Source organism: Corynebacterium sp. A21, assembly GCF_052266655.1.
In the GTDB taxonomy this organism is placed as follows: domain Bacteria; phylum Actinomycetota; class Actinomycetes; order Mycobacteriales; family Mycobacteriaceae; genus Corynebacterium.
Genome location: NZ_JBQPQY010000002.1, coordinates 74,267 through 93,372 on the forward strand (window position 1 = coordinate 74,267; position 19,106 = coordinate 93,372).

At 64.2% G+C, this 19,106-nt stretch carries 18 protein-coding genes; 10 read left to right on the top strand and 8 right to left on the bottom strand.

Features of this window, described 5'->3' with window-relative positions:
• Positions 1 to 31 precede the first annotated feature (31 nt).
• The 8 genes from ACTU46_RS04495 to ACTU46_RS04530 all read left to right on the top strand — a co-directional run bounded on the left by ACTU46_RS04495 (position 32) and on the right by ACTU46_RS04530 (position 6,088).
• Positions 32 to 922, top strand: a complete 891-nt coding sequence (locus tag ACTU46_RS04495) for a spermidine synthase (protein ID WP_443379658.1) — start codon at positions 32 to 34, stop codon at positions 920 to 922.
• 544 nt (positions 923 to 1,466) lie between these two features.
• The gene (locus tag ACTU46_RS04500; protein ID WP_443379660.1) at positions 1,467 to 2,015 is read left to right on the top strand and encodes an Rrf2 family transcriptional regulator; all 549 of its coding nucleotides are present in this window, start codon (positions 1,467 to 1,469) and stop codon (positions 2,013 to 2,015) included.
• 9 nt (positions 2,016 to 2,024) lie between these two features.
• Positions 2,025 to 2,519 carry an LLM class flavin-dependent oxidoreductase gene (locus ACTU46_RS04505; protein ID WP_443379663.1) on the top strand — a complete coding sequence of 165 codons (495 nt, stop codon included), beginning with the start codon at positions 2,025 to 2,027 and terminating at the stop codon, positions 2,517 to 2,519.
• A gap of 57 nt (positions 2,520 to 2,576) precedes the next feature.
• Positions 2,577 to 3,014, top strand: coding sequence for a hypothetical protein (locus tag ACTU46_RS04510; RefSeq protein WP_443379665.1), 438 nt, complete (start codon positions 2,577 to 2,579; stop codon positions 3,012 to 3,014).
• Between the two features lie 34 nt (positions 3,015 to 3,048).
• A complete protein-coding gene (locus ACTU46_RS04515) occupies positions 3,049 to 3,894 on the top strand; it encodes a sugar phosphate isomerase/epimerase family protein (RefSeq protein WP_443379668.1) in 846 nt (281 codons plus the stop codon).
• Between the two features lie 23 nt (positions 3,895 to 3,917).
• On the top strand, positions 3,918 to 4,760 hold the full coding sequence (locus tag ACTU46_RS04520; RefSeq protein ID WP_443379671.1) for a sugar phosphate isomerase/epimerase family protein: 843 nt from the start codon (positions 3,918 to 3,920) through the stop codon (positions 4,758 to 4,760).
• 245 nt (positions 4,761 to 5,005) lie between these two features.
• Positions 5,006 to 5,332 (top strand): hypothetical protein, encoded by a 327-nt coding sequence (locus tag ACTU46_RS04525; protein ID WP_443379674.1) that lies wholly within the window; start codon positions 5,006 to 5,008, stop codon positions 5,330 to 5,332.
• 471 nt (positions 5,333 to 5,803) lie between these two features.
• Positions 5,804 to 6,088, top strand: a complete 285-nt coding sequence (locus tag ACTU46_RS04530) for a hypothetical protein (protein WP_443379677.1) — start codon at positions 5,804 to 5,806, stop codon at positions 6,086 to 6,088.
• A 7-nt stretch (positions 6,089 to 6,095) separates the two neighbouring features.
• Here ACTU46_RS04530 and ACTU46_RS04535 read toward each other — a convergent pair whose 3' ends face one another.
• The 6 genes from ACTU46_RS04535 to ACTU46_RS04560 form a co-directional block, all read right to left on the bottom strand.
• Positions 6,096 to 7,229: a cysteine desulfurase family protein gene (locus ACTU46_RS04535; RefSeq protein WP_443379680.1), complete on the bottom strand. Its 1,134-nt coding sequence runs from the start codon at positions 7,227 to 7,229 to the stop codon at positions 6,096 to 6,098.
• Positions 7,230 to 7,234: 5 nt separating this feature from the next.
• Positions 7,235 to 8,191 carry an electron transfer flavoprotein subunit alpha/FixB family protein gene (locus ACTU46_RS04540; RefSeq protein WP_443379683.1) on the bottom strand — a complete coding sequence of 319 codons (957 nt, stop codon included), beginning with the start codon at positions 8,189 to 8,191 and terminating at the stop codon, positions 7,235 to 7,237.
• A 42-nt stretch (positions 8,192 to 8,233) separates the two neighbouring features.
• Complete coding sequence (locus tag ACTU46_RS04545) at positions 8,234 to 9,031, bottom strand: electron transfer flavoprotein subunit beta/FixA family protein (protein ID WP_443380397.1); 798 nt, start codon at positions 9,029 to 9,031, stop codon at positions 8,234 to 8,236.
• A gap of 107 nt (positions 9,032 to 9,138) precedes the next feature.
• Positions 9,139 to 10,332 (bottom strand): THUMP-like domain-containing protein, encoded by a 1,194-nt coding sequence (locus ACTU46_RS04550; protein WP_443379686.1) that lies wholly within the window; start codon positions 10,330 to 10,332, stop codon positions 9,139 to 9,141.
• On the bottom strand, positions 10,329 to 11,141 hold the full coding sequence (locus ACTU46_RS04555) for an NUDIX hydrolase (protein WP_443379688.1): 813 nt from the start codon (positions 11,139 to 11,141) through the stop codon (positions 10,329 to 10,331). Before ACTU46_RS04555 ends, ACTU46_RS04550 begins: the two co-directional genes overlap by 4 nt.
• A gap of 111 nt (positions 11,142 to 11,252) precedes the next feature.
• Positions 11,253 to 12,074 (bottom strand): ABC transporter ATP-binding protein, encoded by an 822-nt coding sequence (locus ACTU46_RS04560; protein ID WP_443379691.1) that lies wholly within the window; start codon positions 12,072 to 12,074, stop codon positions 11,253 to 11,255.
• A gap of 96 nt (positions 12,075 to 12,170) precedes the next feature.
• On the opposite strand from ACTU46_RS04560, the gene ACTU46_RS04565 reads away from it, so the two are divergent.
• Both ACTU46_RS04565 and glgB read left to right on the top strand, forming a co-directional pair.
• Positions 12,171 to 14,183 carry a maltotransferase domain-containing protein gene (locus ACTU46_RS04565; protein ID WP_443379694.1) on the top strand — a complete coding sequence of 671 codons (2,013 nt, stop codon included), beginning with the start codon at positions 12,171 to 12,173 and terminating at the stop codon, positions 14,181 to 14,183.
• Positions 14,184 to 14,377: 194 nt separating this feature from the next.
• Complete coding sequence (glgB, locus tag ACTU46_RS04570) at positions 14,378 to 16,585, top strand: 1,4-alpha-glucan branching protein GlgB (RefSeq protein WP_443379697.1); 2,208 nt, start codon at positions 14,378 to 14,380, stop codon at positions 16,583 to 16,585.
• Between the two features lie 92 nt (positions 16,586 to 16,677).
• Here the strand turns inward: glgB and ACTU46_RS04575 are convergent, their stop codons facing one another.
• Together ACTU46_RS04575 and ACTU46_RS04580 are read right to left on the bottom strand one after the other, a co-directional pair.
• Entirely contained in the window at positions 16,678 to 17,985 is a 1,308-nt protein-coding gene (locus ACTU46_RS04575; RefSeq protein ID WP_443379700.1) for an LLM class flavin-dependent oxidoreductase, read from the bottom strand.
• A 1-nt stretch (position 17,986) separates the two neighbouring features.
• Complete coding sequence (locus ACTU46_RS04580; RefSeq protein WP_443379703.1) at positions 17,987 to 19,099, bottom strand: LLM class flavin-dependent oxidoreductase; 1,113 nt, start codon at positions 19,097 to 19,099, stop codon at positions 17,987 to 17,989.
• Positions 19,100 to 19,106 lie beyond the last annotated feature (7 nt).

Below are 19,106 nucleotides of genomic sequence, written 5' to 3' on the forward strand. Positions count from 1 at the left end.
GCTTGAACAGTTCCGAAAGGACATCCCCACCGTGGCCCGCAAGCGCTCCAACGCCAAGAAGGACATCTCCCCCGCCGCCGATTCCGGCCCGCAGGCAGGTGTCTACCAGGGCAGCTTCGGCCCGCTGGAACTGGCGGCGGATCCCTATACCCCCAATGGTTGGCTGATCAATGTCAATGGCGTGCCCAGTTCCCATATTGTGCTGGATGATCCCCGCCAGCTGGTATTCGAGTACATGCGCTGGATCGCCACCGGGGTCGAGGCACACGTGCGCGAACACCTGGCGGCCGACAAACTCCGGCTGACCCACCTGGGCGGTGGTGCCTGCTCCCTGGCCCGCTACTTCGCCGATGTCTACCCCACCTCTCGCAACACCGTGGTCGAACTCGACGGCGAGCTGGCCCGACTGGTACGTGAATGGTTCGATATCCCCCGCGCGCCCCGGGTGAAGATCCGGGTCGAGGATGCCCGCACGGTCGCCGAGACCTTCACCCCGGACAGCCGCGACCTCATCATCCGCGATGTCTTCGCCGGCGCGGTGACCCCCGACAACCTCACGACCGTGGAGTTCTTCCGGCACTGCCAGCGCGGTCTCGCACCCGGCGGGCTCTACGTGGCCAACTGCGGGGACCACTCCGATCTGCGCGGCGCCAAGGCCGAGATCTCCGGCATGCTCGAAGTCTTCGCACACGTCGCGGTGATCGCCGATCCGCCGATGCTCAAGGGACGCCGTTACGGCAACATCATCCTCCTGGGCTCGGACACCCCGCTTATCGACGCCGCCTCCCCCGCCGCCGCGGCCATGGCCCGCGAGCTGCTCGGCGGTGGTGTCCCCGCCCAGTACCAGGATGAACAATGGACCCGACGCTTCGCTTCCGGCGGAAAGCCTCGCCATGATGAACTCGCTCCCGAGGCAGAGTAACCGGCATGATCATGCCGAAATCTCCCGGTCGGTAACTTCCGGTAGGGCGCTGTTGCAAACTCGCGTTTTCAACGAAAACGGTGGATCCGGCACCCGCGCTGCGCTGCACGCTAAAAAATAGTTAGATATCTGGAATTCCTGTTTGCAACAGCACCGTTGAAATCATCGAAGTCGAGAGTTAGTGGCAGCATCTAGGCGAGTTCGCTTACCACTGGGTTGCCATACAGTTCGCCCTCAATCGGGGTGTGGTTGATTGTCAGTTCGATCTTCATGCCGCCCCCATTTTCTTCACGATAATCGAAGATCTCACCGACAGGGCACGTTGAGGGAGTCCTGCTCATTACCTGTCACGACGGGGACGGGCCCGACCCCCGGAAAGTGGACGGGGCGAACCATTCGGGCCACCGGGTGGTCCCACAAAACATCCGCACTCCCTTCGCGCCGTCAGAAGTCCCCTGCACTCCGGGCAGACTAACTGGCAAACCCCATCATGGACACCCACCGATGTGATCTTCGAAATCCCCGCAACCAAACTTCTGTTAACGTGGATATTTATTATCCACGTTATATCGGAATGGTTCGTGTCGACTCGTTCCCGGAAAGGATGAGCTCCATGCAAATGAGAACGGGAGTGGAGCAGGCCGTCTATGCCCTGCTGATTCTCAGCCTGCTGCCCGAGAGGGCCGTGCTGTCGGGTGAGGCGCTCAGTTCCCGGCTGGGTGCCTCGCCCACCTATTTTCAGAAACTGCTCCGGAAGCTGGTCCAGGCCGGTCTCCTCACATCGATCCCGGGGGCAAAGGGAGGGTTCCGCCTGTGCAACCCTCCCAGTGAGATCCAGATTTATGACGTTTATATGGCGATTGAAGGACGGCAGTCCCTGTACTCCTCCAACGGCTTGTTCGACGGGCTGGTCACCCACGATGAAGAGCCGGGCCACTGCAAGCTGACCCGGCTCATGAATGAAGCCGAATCTGCCTGGCGGCACGCGCTTCAACAGGAGACCGTCGATTCCCTCAAGAAGCAGATCTGGGCCGACTACCCCCACACCTCTACCCAGCTCGAAGCATGGGCCGAGCAGAGCTTGATCACATAGGAGATTGAGATGCCTCCTGTTCCGACCACGGAGAACATGGTTGACCTGTCTTCCCATGCCGGATATGCACGGACTTACCGTGAGGGAGCATTGACGCTTGGACTGTTGTTCCCCCTGGAAGCCTATTCCGGCAGTTTCGCTGCGATGGATCTCGAAGAGCAGATGAAGCTGGTACAAAGAGCGGAGGAGCTGGGTTTTGCGTCGCTCTTTGTGCGGGATGCGCCACTGCATGACCCAAATTTCGGCGATGCCGGGATCGTCCACGACCCCTGGGTCTTTCTCAGTTATCTCGCCGCACGAACCAGCCACATCGCGATCGGAACGTCCAGCATGGTGGCCTCCCTGAGACACCCGCTGCATATGGCGAAGGCCGCTGCCTCACTGGACCGGATATCCGATGAGAGGTTCCTCCTCGGCCTGGCCACGGGTGACCGCCCCTTAGAGTTCCCGGCTTTCCAGGTCGATCACGAGAAGAGAGCTGGCCTGTATCGAGAAACGGTCTAGGTCCTGCAGCGTTCCTGGGCGGAGGAGTTCCCGCGATTCAACACCCCACGGGTCGACATGGCGCAAGGAGACGTCATTCCAAAGCCCCGACATACCGGCGTTCCCATCCTGGGAACGGGGCATTCCGGTCAGTCGGTGGAATGGCTCGCGAAAAACACGGACGTGTGGTTGTTCTACCCCCAGGAACTGCGCGCACAGCACTCCCGGATCCAGCAGTGGCACCACCATGCCGGAGAGTTCAAGCCCTTCGCCCAGAGCCTGACTCTCGATCTGAGAGACAACCCCACCGAAGATCCCCACCCCATTCATGGCGGATTCGCCTCGGGACGAGATTTCCTGATCACGTACCTCCACGCCGCCCGGGAAGTGGGAATCAACAGCATCACTTTGTTCCTGAAATACGGATCCCGGCCCGCAGCCGAGGTGATCGAGGAACTGGGGGAACACGTGGTCCTCCTGTTCCCCGCCCATAAGTGCCCATCGAGCCTCGACTAACCCAGACCACAGCAACAACCCAAAAGGAAACCCCATGACCCATTCCCTTTATGCCATGGACACATTCTTCTCCAACTCCATGGGCACCTACGATTTTGAGACTCGCGCCCAAATTCTGCAGCAACTAGGCTACGACGCCACCTATCTGTCGCTCTTTGGCCCCCAGGGATGGGCTGAGGCAGAGCGGCTCACTGAGGTCAAGCAGTATGGGATCGATGTCGCCGCGGTCTTCGTTCCGGTGGACCTCTCGCAGGGAACCCAGAGTCCGCAGGCTCAACGCGTTCTGAACTTGTTGGAGCGACTGGAGGGCACCGACACCGTGGAACTGCCCATCCTGTCCGTCGGCCGGCAATACCCTCGCTCCGCTGCCGCCGGGGACGCGGTTGCGATCGACTTCTTACAGCAGGCCCTCGCGATCGCCGAACGCCGAGGAATCCAACTCCTGCTCTACCCCCACTACTCCTACTGGATGGAGCAGCACAACGACGCCGTGCGACTCTGCCAGCAGCTCAACCACCCCAACCTCGGGATTGTCTTCTGTGGACCGCACTGGTACCTCACCGGCGGACGTAACCTCGACCGGGACTTGGCGGCAATGGCACCGTACCTGAGGCAGGCGAATCTGTCGGGCCTGATCAAAGATCCCCACGGATGGGCCGGAGTGGCCCGCGTCCAGCTGATCGATGAAGGAGAGCTCGACAACTTCATTGTGCTGGGTGCACTCAAGAGGGCCGGATTTGAGGGACGAATCGGTTTCCAGGGGTGGGATCTCGGCGGTGATGCCTACCACAACCTCGAGCATTCCCTTCGATCATTCCGCGACATGGAGCAACGCGTGAACAAGCACCCGCACTGGGCCGTGCTGAAAACCGGACGCTAAGAAAATCAAGGAGTAGATCACCTATGACCCACCGCGTGTACAACATGGACGCCTGCTTCTATAACCCGCTCGGCATCTACAGCTTCGAGGCCCAGCTGGAGATGCTCCAGGATATCGGCTTCGACGGCGCGTACCTAGCACTCTGGACTCCGCAAGCCTACCGAGACCTGGACAAGATCAGCAGCGTCCAAGACAAATACGGCCTGGAGATGGCAGGGGTATATGCCATGCCTGACCTGGCCAAGGGCGAGCACCACCCGGACAACCAGCGGATCCTGCAGATGCTGGAGCGTCTCGAAGGCTGCTCGACGGTGGAGATTGCGGTCCGGACCACCGGAAGGGGAATCGGCCCATCAGATCCCGCCGGCGACGCTGCCGCGATCCGCTGGCTGAACAAGGCACTGAAAATCGCGGAGCGCCGCGGCATCGACCTGCTGCTGTACTCACACCTGACGTTCTGGATGGAAACCCACGATGACGCCCTGCGACTGGCTCGAGTAATCGACCACCCTAACCTCGGTATCGTCTTCTGTGGGCCACACTGGTACGCCACCGGTGGCGGCGACATCCACGCCACCTTAAAGGCCATCTCCCCCTACCTGCGTCAGGCGAACCTATCCGGTGCCCGCCGACATCCGCTTGGCTTCGCGGGCGTATCCACCGTCGAGCCTCTGGACCGAGGTGAGCTGGACAATTTCGCCATGCTCGGCGCACTCAAAGCCGTCGGTTTCGATGGCTGGATAGGCTTCGAGAACTGGGAATGGGGAAGTGACATCTACAACAAGCTCAAGCGCTCCCTGCAAGTCTTCCGCGACATGGAGACCCGCGTCGAGCAGCACCCCCAATGGCCACTCCTACAGCAATAGGAGCTCTAACCAATCTGGGAGTGCCCTGCCACTGGTATGCGACTCGCAGCTTCGCTCGACGGTTTCCGCAGGTTGGCGCTGTTTCAAACTCGCGTTTTCGGCGAAAATAGCGGATCCGGCACCCACACTGCGCTGCACGCTAACAAATAGTTAAATATCTGGAATTCCTGTTTGCAACAGCACCCCCAGAGTGACGTACACAGCGACCCAACGAAACTTCCGGAAGAAAATGACATCATGGTTCCATGACATGGCTTCTGGGGCTCGCGGTCCTCATCGTCCTCACAGTCGCCGGGGCAGTACTTCCCCGGCGGGCTAAACAAGAGCAGCTCGGCTTTCCCTGGTTCTGGGTGGTATTTCCCATCACCGCCTTGGCCGTGGCGCTCACCGTCTATTCATTCCTCCCCGTTGCGCCACTGGGCCTGGAATATGGATGGACCATGTACGCCCCCTTGTCTGATCCCTCGGACGACTACGCGGACCCATTGTGGCCGGGAAAAATCCTGTGGGTTGTTACCGCTGTTGCGGGCCTGGGCTTATCGGTATGGACTTGGCGCCGCGGGCGCGTATAACTCATCTACAAGGAGGACAGATACTGTTGCAGAATCCTGGGTGAACCGCTGAGATGACTCAGTTTCTCACCACCTGAGGAGTACCCACTGCCAGCATTCTTAGCCGGGTGTCCGCGACGACCTCAGCGTGCTGGACCATAATGCCGACCAGGCGACGAAGAACGGAGCATTCTCAGTTCTTCGCCCAAAGTTGCAACAGCTCCCTCTGCCCCACGCCCTCCCCGACGCCTCATGGGCGCTCCAGCGGAGACCGCACAAGGGAGGTGCCCGCTCCCCTCATCCACACACCCCATCACAACCATTTCAGAGAATACCCAGAGAACTCCTGAGCAAACCCTTAACCCGGATTCATCGCATTAATGATGGCCCGGAGGTCACATATGTCCAGAAGCATTCGGAATATGACAGCAGCCGGGGTGCTCGCCGCAACGGTGGCTGGCGGAATGCCACTGGCGGCCGCCAGCTTCCACGGTGCCGGCCCAGACGGGGGTCTACGGTGAGCCGATGACCTCGGGTGGGTTACCCCTGGGGCAGGAGGCTTCCCTCCTCGGCGGCCTGATCTCCTGGCGCGACTCCATGGTGGGCACCATGGAGTGGCGGGACTGCACCACGCTCGACACCAGCAGCCAGTTCACCTGCCACGCCCTGGACGCGGTGGCCCCGGTGTTGATCTTCATCATCACCGGTGGCAATTCCTCGGTTGCCGGGGAAACCGCAAAGATCGCCTTCGACCCGAACCACGAGTTCCGGAAGTAACCGCTGATCAGAAGGCCATGCCCGCTGCGCGGGCCCGGGCAGCGACATCGCTGATGAGACTAAGCACCCGATCCACATCTTCAGCGGTGGTGGTACGTCCCAGTGTCAGCCGCAGGGCGCCACGGGCCTCGGCTTCACTGACCCCCATCGCCAGGAGCACATGACTGGCCCGGTTCACGCCGGCGGCACAGGCTGAACCGGTGGAGGCCTCCACACTGAGGCTGTCCAGCAGCATCAGCAGGCTATCGCCTTCCGCACCGGGGAAAGACATGTGCAGGTGGCCGGGCAGGGCGGGTTCGGTGGTGTGGAAGGCCACGTCATCCACGAGTCCTGCAATCCCGGCGCGCAGCCGGTCCCGCAGGCGCTGCAGTCGCGGCACCTCCACCTCGATCTCAGCTACTGCCTCGGCCAGCGCTGCCGCGGTGGCTGCGGCTCCGGCGACATCGACGGTGCCGGGGCGGATGCCACGTTCCTGGCCGCCGCCGTGGAGTATCCCGGTCGGTGCCGGGGAGCGTTTGGCCAGCAGTAGGCCCACTCCCCTGGGTCCACCGAATTTATGGGCCGAGGCCGCCAAGGTGGTGGCTCCCAGTTCACGGAAATTCACCGGCAGGTGGCCGACCACCTGCACCGCATCAACGTGGACCGGGGTGCCGGCGGCGGCGGCTCGGGCAATGACCTCCGCTATCGGCTGGATCGCCCCAGTTTCATTATTGGCCCACATGCAGGCGGCCACGGCAGCTGGTGTGTCCAGCGCCGAGAACTCCGAGACCCGCCCGAAACCATCCACCGGCAGTAATGCAACTTCAGCGCCGAGAGCACCCAGCGCGGTGACGGTATCGAAGACCGCCGGATGTTCAATCGGGGTGGACACCACCCGCGAGAGACCGGAGGCTGCATAAAGCCCTTGGATACCGATATTGTCGGCTTCCGTGCCGGAGGCGGTGAAAATGACCTCCACCGGATCGCAGTCGAGCAGCTGCGCGATGGTCTCGCGGGCGTCGTCAAGCACACTGCGGGCGCGGCGGCCGGAGTTGTACTGGCCACCCGGGTTGAGCGCCTGCGCGTGTTCGACCCAGGCCTGCACCGCCACCTGCCGCATCGGCGTGGTGGCGGCGTGGTCCAGGTAGGTCTGCCCCGGCATCGGTGTTACTGCTTCCGCTTGGTGATCTCGTCGATCAGCTTCGGGGTGATCTCGAAGAGGTCGCCCACCACGCCGAGGTCGGCGATCTGGAAGATCGCGGCGTCCTCGTCCTCGTTGATCGCGATGATCGTCTTGGCAGTCTGCATGCCGGAGGTGTGCTGGATGGCGCCGGAGATGCCCAGGGCGATGTAGAGATCGGGGGCGACGGTCTCGCCGGTCTGGCCGATCTGGAAGACCGGGCCGTAGTACTTCTCATCCACGGCATCACGGGTGGCGCCCACGGCACCACCAAAGGCATCGGCCAGCGGCTCGACCAGATCGGTGAAGCCTTCCGCGGAGCCCACGCCGCGGCCACCGGCGACCACCGTCTTGGCCTGGGTCAGCGGCGGGCGCTGAGCCACCTCAGCCGGGGTGAAGGAGACGACGGTGACATCCTTGGCCGTGGCCTCGGGCAGGCCGATGACCTGCACGGTCCCGGCGGCCGGTGCTGCCACGGCCTCGGTGACGCCGGGGCGCAAGGTGTATACCGGGCAACCGCCGCCAACAACTGCAGAGACGGTGACGGTGTCACCGAAGATGGACTGCGTGGCGGTCCGGTCGGCGTGGACGGCGACGACATCGGTCAGCACCCCGGAGGCCAGTCGCACGGCCAGGCGGCCGGCGATCTCATTGCCCTCGGTGGTGGCGGCGACCAGGATCGGACCGGGTGCGCCGTAGGCGATCGTGTGGAGGGCATCGACCTCCGGCAGGATCAGCCGGGCGTCATAGGAATCGGATTCGGCGGCGATGATCGCGGCGGCGCCGGCGGCGGCCAGCTCAGCGGCGAGCGCCTGGTGTGTACCGGTCTTGCCGACGACCACGGCAGTGACCTCACCGAGGTTGCGGGCGGCGGTGATCAATTCGGCGGTGACCGGGTCAAGGGTGCCGCCCTGCTGCTCTACCAGGACATATGCGGTGCTCATGGGTGAAATTCTCCTAGAAGGTGTGAAGAGGCGAAAAACTGCTTAGATCAGCTTCTGGGCGGCGAGGAAGTCAGCGATCTTCGCGGCGGCGGCAGCCGGGTCATTGGCCTGGAAGACCTCGCCGGCGGTGCGGGCCGGACGATCCTGAGCAGCGGTGACCGAGGTGGCGGCATGGGCCTGGCCAACCTGCTCCGGGGCGACCCCGATGGCGGCGAGATCCAGGACGGTGATCTCGGCCTTCTTCGCGGCCATCAGGCCCTTGAAGTTGGGGAAACGCGGCTTCTCGGCCTTATCGGAGATCGAGACCACCGCCGGCAGAGCGGCCTGCAGCTGATAGGTGCCCTTGTTGGTCTCCCGGGTGGCGGAGAGCTGGCCGCCCTCGAACTTCAGGGCACTCAGGCTGGTCAGCGCCGGAATCTGGCGGTACTCGGCGAGCACGCCCGGCAACGCTCCCACAGCGGCATCCGAGGAGGCCACGCCGGTGATGATCAGCGCCACATCCTCGATGGTGTTGATGGCGTTGTTCAGCGCCCAGGCGGTGCCGATGACATCGGAGCCGGCCAGGGCCTCATCGGCCAGGAGGACGGCGTCGTCCACACCCATGGCCAGGGCCTTGCGCAGCGCTTCTTCCGAACCGGCGGGACCCGCGCCGAGGGCGATCACGCGGTAACCGGCGTCGGGGTTCTCATCCCGCAGGCGCAGTGCCTGTTCCACGGAGAATTCATTGATCTCATCGATCACGGAATCCACGCTTTCGCGGTCCAGCCGGAAATCCGGGGTGAGCTTCCGGGTCGACCAGGTATCCGGAACGTTCTTCACAAGTGCCACGATTGTGGGCATCATTCACCTCTCGTAAAACGTACTGCTCTGTCTATATCTATTGAACTGCCAAGTCTAGCAAACTCTTTAGGCCACCCTACGCCGGGCAAGGTGACACGATCGGGGGCTCAGGCAGTTTTGTCCTCTACCGTAGTCGCCCACACCCGGGGACCACAGATCAGTGCCACGCCGGTGGAACCGATGCGGGTGCACACCACCGCCATCGGTTTCGATCCCTTGAGTTTGAGCTTCCGCCGCAACTGATCGGGATCCACATCCACCCCGCGTACCAGGATCTCCAGACTTCCCACATCACGGCCGGCCAACGCGGCACGCAGCTTCTTCAGCGGAACCTGCTCAATGAACTCGAAACCACTGCGGCCGGCAGGCAGCCGGTCCCCGGTGAGATACGCGATGCGCTCATCGAGCATCCACAATCCCTCACGCACCGCATAATGCCGCACCAGCCCGGCGCGCACCACGGCACCGTCCGGGTCGATGATGAAGCGCCCAGGTGCGGCTGCAAGATCCTCCCCGGCGTGATCATCCAGCCGGTCATCCAGGCGATCGACCACCCCGGTGCGGTCGATCATGATCGCCTCCCGACGTGCCCCATCGCTCAGGCCTGGGGTGTAGAGGCAGGCCTCCTTGACCGCGCCCTCCACGCTCGAGACCGAGACCATCCCCTGCCACTGGCTGAAATCCAGCCCCGGCGCACATTTGATCGCCAGTTCACTGCCCGGCCAGGCCGCAAGCAGATCCGGCAGCGGCGGGATCAGTTTGGCCGGGTCGGTGATCCGGCGGCCGCCCTCGCGGCGGGCGGGATCCGCCAGGATCACATCGGCGCTTGTCGACGCCGGGACCAGGGCGTCGGCCCGGAAGATCAGGGTGCCCGGGGTGCCCGCCAGATTATGAAAGGCCATCCGGGTGCGGGTGGCATCCAGGTCAGAGCCGAGGTAGCCCAGCCCGGCCCCGGCCAGGGCCGCTCCTTCGGTGCCGATCGAGCAGGTCACGTCGTGGGCGATCGCGTCGCCGCCGAGCTGGGCGCGCAGGTGCGCGGCGCGGACCTGCGCCACCGGCAGTGGCGTGGCCTGCTGGGCGGATTCATGGCAGGCCAGCCATCCGGCGGGCAGCTTGTCAAGGGCGCTGCGGCGGGCGTTGAGCAGTTCCGCGGCGGCCCGGCCGTGCTCGCCGAAGCGCTCCCGCAGGGTCGTGGCGTCGGAAAGCATGGATGTTTTGCTCAGCGGCAGGGTCTGGCCGATCGCGGTGATCTCCGCATCCTGGGAGTGCAGGAAGGCGATCTCGTTCAGGGTGTAGCTCAAAAGTCTCCGATCCGATCGGGGCGGGAAGTGTGGAAGAACTCGTGGTAGCGCGGGTCCTCGGTGGGATCGCCGATCACCGGGCTCAGATCAGCGATCTCGGTGGCGGCCAGGGCCTCGGCGACCGTATGTGACTGGGCCAGGGCGTGGAGCTGGGCGTAGGTGGGGATCACCAGCCGGACTAAACCGACCTGCCAGCCCTCCAATAAGAGTTTCGGGGACAGCCAGCCGGCGGAGGCCGCCTCGGAGGTCTCGCCGTCGGTTTCCTGCCCTTCCGGGGCGACCGCCAGGAAGGAGTAGGTGTCGAAGGTATTTCCGCTCTGGGAGGTTCCCACCCAGCGGGCGAAGGGGGTGAGCAGATCAGAGCGGACCTTGAGTTCATTGTCGCTGAGGACATCGGTCAGGGAGAGCCGGTGGCTTTCGAGGGCTAGCCGGTCCGCGTGATAGGGCCCCGCATCGGTGATCGGCCGGCCGTCGGCATGCGTCGCCAGGAGGGTTCCGGTCTCCTCGAAGAGTTCCCGCACGGCCGCGAAGACCAGCGCATGTGCCTTGTACTTGGTGGTGCCCATCCGCCGGGCGACGGAGATCACCGAGGGCCCGGTCCAGAGGTCACCGCTGTCCCAGACCCGGGGCGGGAAATCCCGCGGGTCCACACCCCCACCGGGGAACACGGTCATCCCCGGGTAGTTGCGCATCGTCGAGACCCGTTCCTGCACCCAGACCTCAAGGCCCTGGGTACCGTCCCGGATCAGCAGGACGGTGGCTGCCAGTCGAGATCCGCCCAGCCCGGACTGATCTTCGGTTGTCGGCACTACCCCATCACTCCTCCCCCGGTTCACATGGCTTTGTTCACATTCTACGGAGCCAGCCGGCGGGTGCCGCCGGGGAGTCCCGGTTGCCGCCGCCGGGCTCCGGCTAACCGGCTAGCGGCGGTGGGATCCGCCCCGACGGATACGGCGGGCGAAGTAACGCTCCCCGATGCGGTCGACCTGGATCGGCTGATGGAAGGCCCGGGTCAGATTCTCAGAGGTCAGCACCGAGTTGATCAGGCCCTGGGCCACCACCTCGCCCTCGTCGAGCAGCAGGGCGTGGGTGAAGCCGTCCGGGATCTCCTCCACATGGTGGGTGATCATCACGATCGCCGGGGCATCGGCATCCATCGCCAGATCGCCGAGATAGCCGACGAGGTCCTCGCGGCCGCCCAGATCCATCCCGGCGGAGGGCTCATCGAGGATGAGCAGCTCGGGATTGGTCATCAGGGCGCGCGCGACGAGCACCCGCTTGCGTTCGCCCTCGGACAAGGTGCCCCAGGTGCGGTCAGCCAGGTGGTAGGCGCCCACCCGTTCCAGGACCTCGATGGCCTGGCCCAGATCGAGCTCGGTGTACTCCTCACGCCAGCGGCCGAGAATGGCATATCCGGCGGAGATCACCAGATCGGAGACGGTCTCCTCACCGGGGATGCGGTTGGCCAGGGCCGCGGAAGAGACCCCGATCATCGACCGGAGATCACGCATATCGGCCTTGCCCAGTTTTTCGCCCATCACATACGCCGCCCCCGAAGAGGGGAACTCCTCGGCCGCGGCCATCCGGATCAGGGTGGTCTTGCCGGCCCCATTGGGGCCGATGATCACCCATCGCTCATCGAGTTCAACCTGCCAGTTCACTGGACCCACGAGGTTCCGGCCGCCACGGGCGAAGGTGACGTCACGGAAGTCGATCAGCAGGTCCTCATTAATCTCGCTCACACCCACCATCATGACTGATTCTCCGTCTCGCTGTGGAATTGACACAGCTGAGTTAGTCTTTCTCTGATCCCGCCCCCTCGATCGAAGGTGTTGAAGATGTCCGGCCAGATTGATGATGTCCGTCCCCTTGTCTCAGAACGTCGACTCCCGGCGAAGGCCGTTGTCGGAGAGGTCATTCCGGTGACCGCACTGGTCTGGCGGGAGGGCCATGACGCTATTTCGGCCAGCCTGAACGTCCGCGGCCCCGGCGATGCCGAGGCCCGGGTGTTCACCATGACCCGCGACCGCGACAATGTGGACCGCGTGCACGCCGTCTTCACCGCCGATGAGCCCGGTTCCTGGACCTTCCGGGTCGATGCCTGGTCCGACCCGGTGGCCACCTGGCGCAATGCCGTGACCAAGAAGTTCGCCGCCGGTCAGACCGAGGATGAGCTGGCCAATGACCTCGCCCACGGCGTCGAGATCTTCGAGCGCGCCGCCGCCGGGGCACCGACCGCCGAGGGGGCCCATCTCAAGCGCGTGGCTGAGGGCCTGCGCAGCCCCGGCGATCTGCAGGCGCGTATCGACGACGCACTCTCCGCCACCACCACCACTATCCTGGCGCAGCATCCCCTTCGTGAGCAGCTGCGCCGCGGCCAGGTCCACGAGGTGCGGGTGGACCGTACGTCCGCCCTGTTCAACTCCTGGTATGAACTCTTCCCGCGTTCCACCGGCGGCTGGGACAACCAGGGCAACCCGGTGCACGGCACCTTCGCCACCACCGCGAAGGCACTGGACCGCGTCGCCGCGATGGGTTTCGACACCGTCTACTTCCCCCCGATCCACCCCATCGGCGAAGTCAACCGCAAGGGCCGCAACAACACCCTGACCCCGGAGCCCCACGACGTGGGCTCGCCCTGGGCAATCGGTTCCGAGCTCGGCGGGCACGATGCCTTCCACCCGGAACTGGGCACCGAGGAGGATTTCCTCGCACTGCTCGCCCGGGCCAGGGAACTGAACCTGGAGATCGCCCTGGATCTGGCGCTGCAGGCCGCCCCGGACCACCCCTGGGCCCGCGATCACCGCGAGTTCTTCACCGAGCTGGCCGATGGCACCATCGCCTACGCCGAGAACCCGCCGAAGAAGTACCAGGACATCTACCCGCTGAACTTCGAGAACGACTGGGAGGGCATCACCCAGGAGGTCTACCGCGTGGTCAAATTCTGGGTTGATCTGGGAGTGACCACCTTCCGGGTGGACAACCCCCACACCAAGCCCGCTGACTTCTGGGCCTGGCTGATCGCCGAGATCCACGCCACCAACCCAGAGGTCCTCTTCCTGGCTGAGGCCTTCACCCGCCCGGCCCGCCTCTATGGCCTGGGCAAGCTCGGATTCTCGCAGTCCTACACCTATTTCACCTGGAAGACCTCGAAGGAAGAGCTGTCCGAGTTCGCCACCGAGATCCGCGACGCCGCCGATATCTCGCGGCCGAACCTCTTCGTGAACACCCCCGATATCCTGCACGCTTCGCTGCAGCACGGCGGCCGCGCGATGTTCGCCATCCGCGCCACCCTGGCCGCCACCATGTCCCCACTGTGGGGCGTGTACTCCGGCTATGAACTCTTCGAGCACCTCGCGGTCAAGGAAGGTAGCGAGGAGTACCTGGACTCCGAGAAGTACCAGCTACGTCCCCGCGACTACGCCGGCGCGCTGGCCCGTGGGGAGTCCATGGAGCCCTACATCACCCAGCTCAACCAGGTCCGCCGCGAGCACCCGGCGCTGCAGCAGCTGCGCAACTTCCACCTCCACACCGTGGACAATGACAGTGTCCTGGCCTACTCCAAGGTTGACCCGGCCACCGGCGATGCTGTGCTCGTGGTGGTCAATCTGGATTCCCACGACCCCCAGGAAGCCACCGTGCACGTGGACCTGGCCGCCATCGGGCAGGAACCCGGTGCGACCTTCCCGGTCCGGGACGCCGTCTCCGGGGCCCACTGGACCTGGTCCGAGCACAACTTCGTCCGACTTGAGCCGCTGGGTCATGTGGCCCACATCCTGGAGCTGCCGCAGGTTCCGGAGCACCTTCGGGATGAACTGGCCTTCCGCCAGGTCACCGACTACCGCCCCTAATCACCCCGGTTTTCCACACTCCCTGAGTGTGGACTCCCCCGGTGGGAGTCCACAAGTACCCCCGCAGTGTGTGGAATCCCCAGATTTGTCCCGCCCGCGGCCCCGTACTCCGGTACGTTCAGTACTGAAGTACGTTCACTACTGAAGAATTTGCAGGTCAAAACTGCAATGGGCCCATACCGCAAGGAACGAGCATGACCGACGCCAGTGCCAACATCCATCCCTTCAATCTCATCCCCGAGGCTGACCTGCTCCGACTGCGCCACTGCAGCCACCATGCCCCACATGATTTCTATGGCTGGCACGCTACCGAGACCGGATCCGTGGTCCGGACCCGGCAGCTGGGCGCAGAGCGGGTGGAACTGTTGCTCAACGGCCGGGGCATCGAGATGGTCGCCGTCGGCGATGACATCTGGATCGCCGAACTCGACACCAAGAGTGAAGCTGGCGACTATCGTCTGCGCATCACCTGGCCGGCTGCCGAGCCGGTGCTCATCGCTGATGCCTACCGGTTCATGCCCTCCCTCGGAGACATGGACATCCACCTGATCAGCGAGGGTCGCCATGAGCGTCTCTGGGAGGTCCTCGGGGCGAATATCCAGACCTACGAGACTTCCCTGGGTTCCGTCCGCGGTACCGCCTTCGCCGTCTGGTCCCCCAACTCCATCGGGGTGTCCGTGGTCGGTGACTTCAACGGCTGGAACGCCTCCCAGCACGCCATGCGCTCCCTGGGTTCCGCAGGCGTGTGGGAGCTGTTCATCCCCGACGTGGTTGAGGGTGCGAAGTACAAGTTCGCCATTCAGACCAAGGAGGGTCACCGCCGCGACAAGGCTGACCCGATGGCCAAGCTCTCCGAGATTCCCCCGGGAACCGCTTCCATCGTCGCCACCTCCGATTACCAGTGGCAGGATGATCAGTGGCTGAACAAGCGCGCTGAGATCGATGCCACCAATGGCCCGATGAGCATCTACGAGGTGCATCTGGGTTCCTGGCGGCAGGGCCGCGACTACCGCGACCTAGCCACCGAGCTGGTCGACTATGTCGTCGAGCAGGGTTTCACCCACGTGGAGCTCATGCCCGTGGCCGAACATCCCTTCGGCGGCTCCTGGGGTTACCAGATCTCCGGATACTACGCCCCCAGCTCCCGCTGGGGTGACCCGGATGGCCTGCGCACGCTTATCGACGCCTGCCACCAGGCGGGCATCGGCGTGATCATCGACTGGGTCCCCGGTCACTTCCCCAAGGATGACTGGGCGCTGGCCCGCTTCGACGGTGTCGCGCTCTACGAGCATGCCGACTGGCGTAAGGGCGAGCAGAAGGAATGGGGCACCTACGTCTTCGACTTCGGTCGCAATGAGGTCCGCAACTTCCTGGTCGCCAACGCCCTCTACTGGATCGAGGAGTTCCACGTCGACGGCCTGCGGGTCGATGCCGTGGCCTCGATGCTCTACCTCGATTACTCCCGTGAACACGGCGAGTGGGAGCCCAACCAGTACGGTGGCCGCGAATACCTGGAGGCTGTCACCTTCCTCCAGGAGATGAACGCCACCGTCCACAATCAGCACCCCGGAGTGCTGACCATCGCCGAGGAATCCACCTCCTGGCCGGGTGTCACCGCCCCCACCCACAACAACGGGCTGGGCTTCTCCCTGAAGTGGAACATGGGCTGGATGAATGACACCCTGGAGTACTTCTCCCTGGATCCGATCCACCGCTCCTTCCACCACAATGAGCTCACCTTCTCACTGATTTACGCCTTCTCCGAGCGCTTCATCCTCCCCTTCAGCCACGATGAGGTCGTGCACGGCAAGGGCTCCCTCTGGGACCGCATGCCGGGAGATGGTTGGAACAAGGCCGCTGGGCTGCGTACCCTCTACGCCTACATGTACTCCCACCCCGGCAAGAAGCTGCTCTTCCAGGGCCAGGAGTTCGGCCAGCAGGAGGAGTGGGAAGAGGGCGAGTCCCTGGGCTGGGGAGATATGGAGGGCTGGCAGGGCGAGTTCCACGTCGGCATCCGGACCCTGGTTCAGGATCTGAACAAGCTCAACACCGAGGTCTCCGCACTGCACTCCCAGGACTTCGGTCCGGAGGGCTTCAGCTGGGTCAAAAGCGATGATGCCGCAGCTAACCTGCTGGCCTACATCCGTTGGGGCACCGACGGTTCCGCGGTGCTGGCCGTGTTAAACCTCGGTGGCGCACCGCGGGAGAACTACCAGATGGGTATCCCGGTCGCCGGTAACTGGGAGCTGATCCTCAATACCGATGACAAGGCCTACGAGGGGGCCGGCAATGAGCTGGCCACCGAACTGCACGGTGCCGAGGACGGCTGGGACGGCCAGCCCTACTCAGTGAAGGTCAACTCCCCCGCCATGAGTGTCCAGTGGTACCAGCTCAAGCGCTAGTCACTATCTTCTAGCGGAGAGCACAAGAGCGGCTGCCGATCCTGACATCCCTGGATCGGCAGCCGCTCTCTTTGGGCTTTAAGTCCGGTGCCCTACTTCGCGTGCCTGGGCAGCCGGTGCAGCCCCAGGTTCTCCCGCAGGGTAGCGCCGGCGTACTCGGCCGGGTAGATGCCGCGCTCCTGCAGGCGCGGGACCAGACCGTTGACGATGTCGTCCAAGCCGGTGGGGATCAGGTAGGGCGAGACGTTGAAGCCGTCGACCGCCCCGACCGCAGCATATTCGGCCACCCGTTCGGCCACCTGGGCATAGGTGCCGGTGAAGGAGGTGTCCGGACGGGTCAACTTGGCGGTGGCCAGCTGGCGGAGGTTCCAGCCCTTGGCCTCCGCCTCAGCACGGAAGGCCTCAACCTGCTCCTTCGCCTTCGCCCCGGAGAAGGCGGTGCCACGGGAGCCGTCCGTGGACTCGATGACCGGATCGAAGTCCGGCAGCGGGCCCTCGGGATCGAGGTTGCTCAGATCGGTACCCCAGTAGTTCTCGAAGTAGGCGATCGCCTGCTCCGGACCGACCTGCTGGGAGCGGATCAGGGCTTCCTTCTCCTTCACCTCAGCCTCGGTCTCAGCGAGGATGAACTCCGCCACCGGGTAGATCTTCACCTCAGCGACCGGCCGGCCCGCGACAATGGTGCGCTTGACGATGTCTTCACGGAAGGACGTGGCCTCTGCGAGACCGGCATAAGGCGAGAAGATGACATCCGCCTGGGCGGCTGCCATGTCACGGCCCGCCGGTGAGGCCCCAGCCTGAAAGAGCACCGGCTTGCCCTGGGGACTGCGCGGCAGCCCCGGAGTGTGGTTGATGGTGTAGTGGTCACCGACGTGGTTGACCTCACGACCTGCCCAGACATCCTCCGCCACCTTGATGAAGGCGGCGGCGTGCCGGTAACGGTCGGCATGGTCAATATAGCCACCACGACGGAAGTTCTCGCCGGTCCAGGCGTTATCGGTGGTCACGATATTCCAGGCCGCACGGCCACCGGAGAGCAGATCCAGGGACTGCAGCCGGCGTGCCAGATCCACCGGATCATTGAAGGTGGTGTTCTGGGTGGCCACCAGACCGATGTTCTCGGTCACCGCAGCGGCGGCAGCCAGCAGGGTCTGGGCATCGGGTCGCCCGACCACATCGAGATCGTAGACCTCCCCCTTGTTCTCCCGCAGCCGCAGCCCCTCACCGAGGAAGAAGGCGGCGAACTTGCCGCGCTCAGCGGTCTGGATGAGCTGACGGAAAGACTCAAAGGAGATCTGGGAACCGGACTCCGGGGACTTCCAGATGGTGCCGACGTTGACGCCCTGGAAGAAGCAGCCGAACTGGATCTGGCCGGAGGGGGTGAATTCATTGGTGTTCAAGTTAGTTCTCCTTCGAAGCAGCAGTTGCGTAGCGGCTGAGGGGCCGCTCCAGACCGAGAATGCTGCGGAAGCTACCCTCCAGCGGCAGGTCAGCGATCCCGGTCTGCTCACGCAGGACCGGAAGCACGGCGTGTGCTAGTTCGCCCAGGTCCGTATCGACCTCGGCTGGGTGCAGGCGCACCCCGTCGGCGACGGCGAGCACCTCGGCGAGTTGCGTTGCGACGTCCGGTGCTGCCCCGGTGAGCAGGACGGTCCCTGGCTCCCAGACAGCGATGGCGTCGAGCCGGGCGACCCGGTCGGCGCCGGACTCACCACGGGAGTCGGCGGCGATCGCGATCTCGGCGATGACGATGCGGAAGCCGGCGGCGCGCGCGGTGCCCACGGCGTCGATAAGCGCTATAAGGGACTCACCACGGACCAGCACGCCATCAATGTCGGCGCGCTCGCCCGCAAGGTCGATCAGCTCAATCGGGGCAATCACCGGCAGCTGGCCCTGCGGGGACCGCGGGGTGATCGAGGGACCCTTGACGGAGTAGTTCTCCCCCTGGAAATCCACGTAGTGGACCTTCTGCTTGTCAATGAAACGTCCGCTCTCGACCTCGCGGATCTCGGCGTCATCCTCCCAGGAATCCCAGGTGCGACGGGCGACCTCGACGGCGTCAATAACCTCGCGCTTGACGCGGGCGCCATCGACCGCTTCCCTACCCACCGAAGCAGCCTCAACCTGCGAGCCGGTGCCGTAGACCAGCCAGCCGGCGCGGCCGTTGCTCACATGGTCCAGCGTCATCAGTTGGGTGGCGGTGTGGAAGGGCTCGGTGAACACCGCATCGACCACCGGGACCAACGCCGCACGGCGAGTCAGGGGCGCCGCGAAAGCTGCGGTGTGGATCGCGGCCAGGCGGGCCGGATGACTGTCGGCGGTGGCGCCCAACGGGCCGTCAGCGATGGTGATGGCGTGGAAACCTGCGGTCTCCGCGCTGCGGATCCGCCGGGCGTAGGACTTTCCGGAAAAGTGGGTGGCGTCATCGGCACCGGTACCGGCGGCCGGGTGATCGCCCTCGCCATCCAGGTTGAAGGCCAGGAAAGGCTGCGCCAGGGTTCGCTTATTACTCACTTGACTA

Bases quoted from the DNA above. Each gene is read 5' to 3' on its own strand.
- ACTU46_RS04505 (WP_443379663.1), top strand. From the start codon at position 2,025: ATGCCTCCTGTTCCGACCACGGAGAACATGGTTGACCTGTCTTCCCAT.
- ACTU46_RS04510 (WP_443379665.1), top strand. From the start codon at position 2,577: ATGGCGCAAGGAGACGTCATTCCAAAGCCCCGACATACCGGCGTTCCC.
- ACTU46_RS04515 (WP_443379668.1), top strand. From the start codon at position 3,049: ATGACCCATTCCCTTTATGCCATGGACACATTCTTCTCCAACTCCATG.
- ACTU46_RS04520 (WP_443379671.1), top strand. From the start codon at position 3,918: ATGACCCACCGCGTGTACAACATGGACGCCTGCTTCTATAACCCGCTC.
- ACTU46_RS04525 (WP_443379674.1), top strand. From the start codon at position 5,006: ATGACATGGCTTCTGGGGCTCGCGGTCCTCATCGTCCTCACAGTCGCC.
- ACTU46_RS04535 (WP_443379680.1), bottom strand. From the start codon at position 7,229: ATGCCGGGGCAGACCTACCTGGACCACGCCGCCACCACGCCGATGCGG.
- ACTU46_RS04540 (WP_443379683.1), bottom strand. From the start codon at position 8,191: ATGAGCACCGCATATGTCCTGGTAGAGCAGCAGGGCGGCACCCTTGAC.
- ACTU46_RS04545 (WP_443380397.1), bottom strand. From the start codon at position 9,031: ATGCCCACAATCGTGGCACTTGTGAAGAACGTTCCGGATACCTGGTCG.
- ACTU46_RS04565 (WP_443379694.1), top strand. From the start codon at position 12,171: ATGTCCGGCCAGATTGATGATGTCCGTCCCCTTGTCTCAGAACGTCGA.
- glgB (WP_443379697.1), top strand. From the start codon at position 14,378: ATGACCGACGCCAGTGCCAACATCCATCCCTTCAATCTCATCCCCGAG.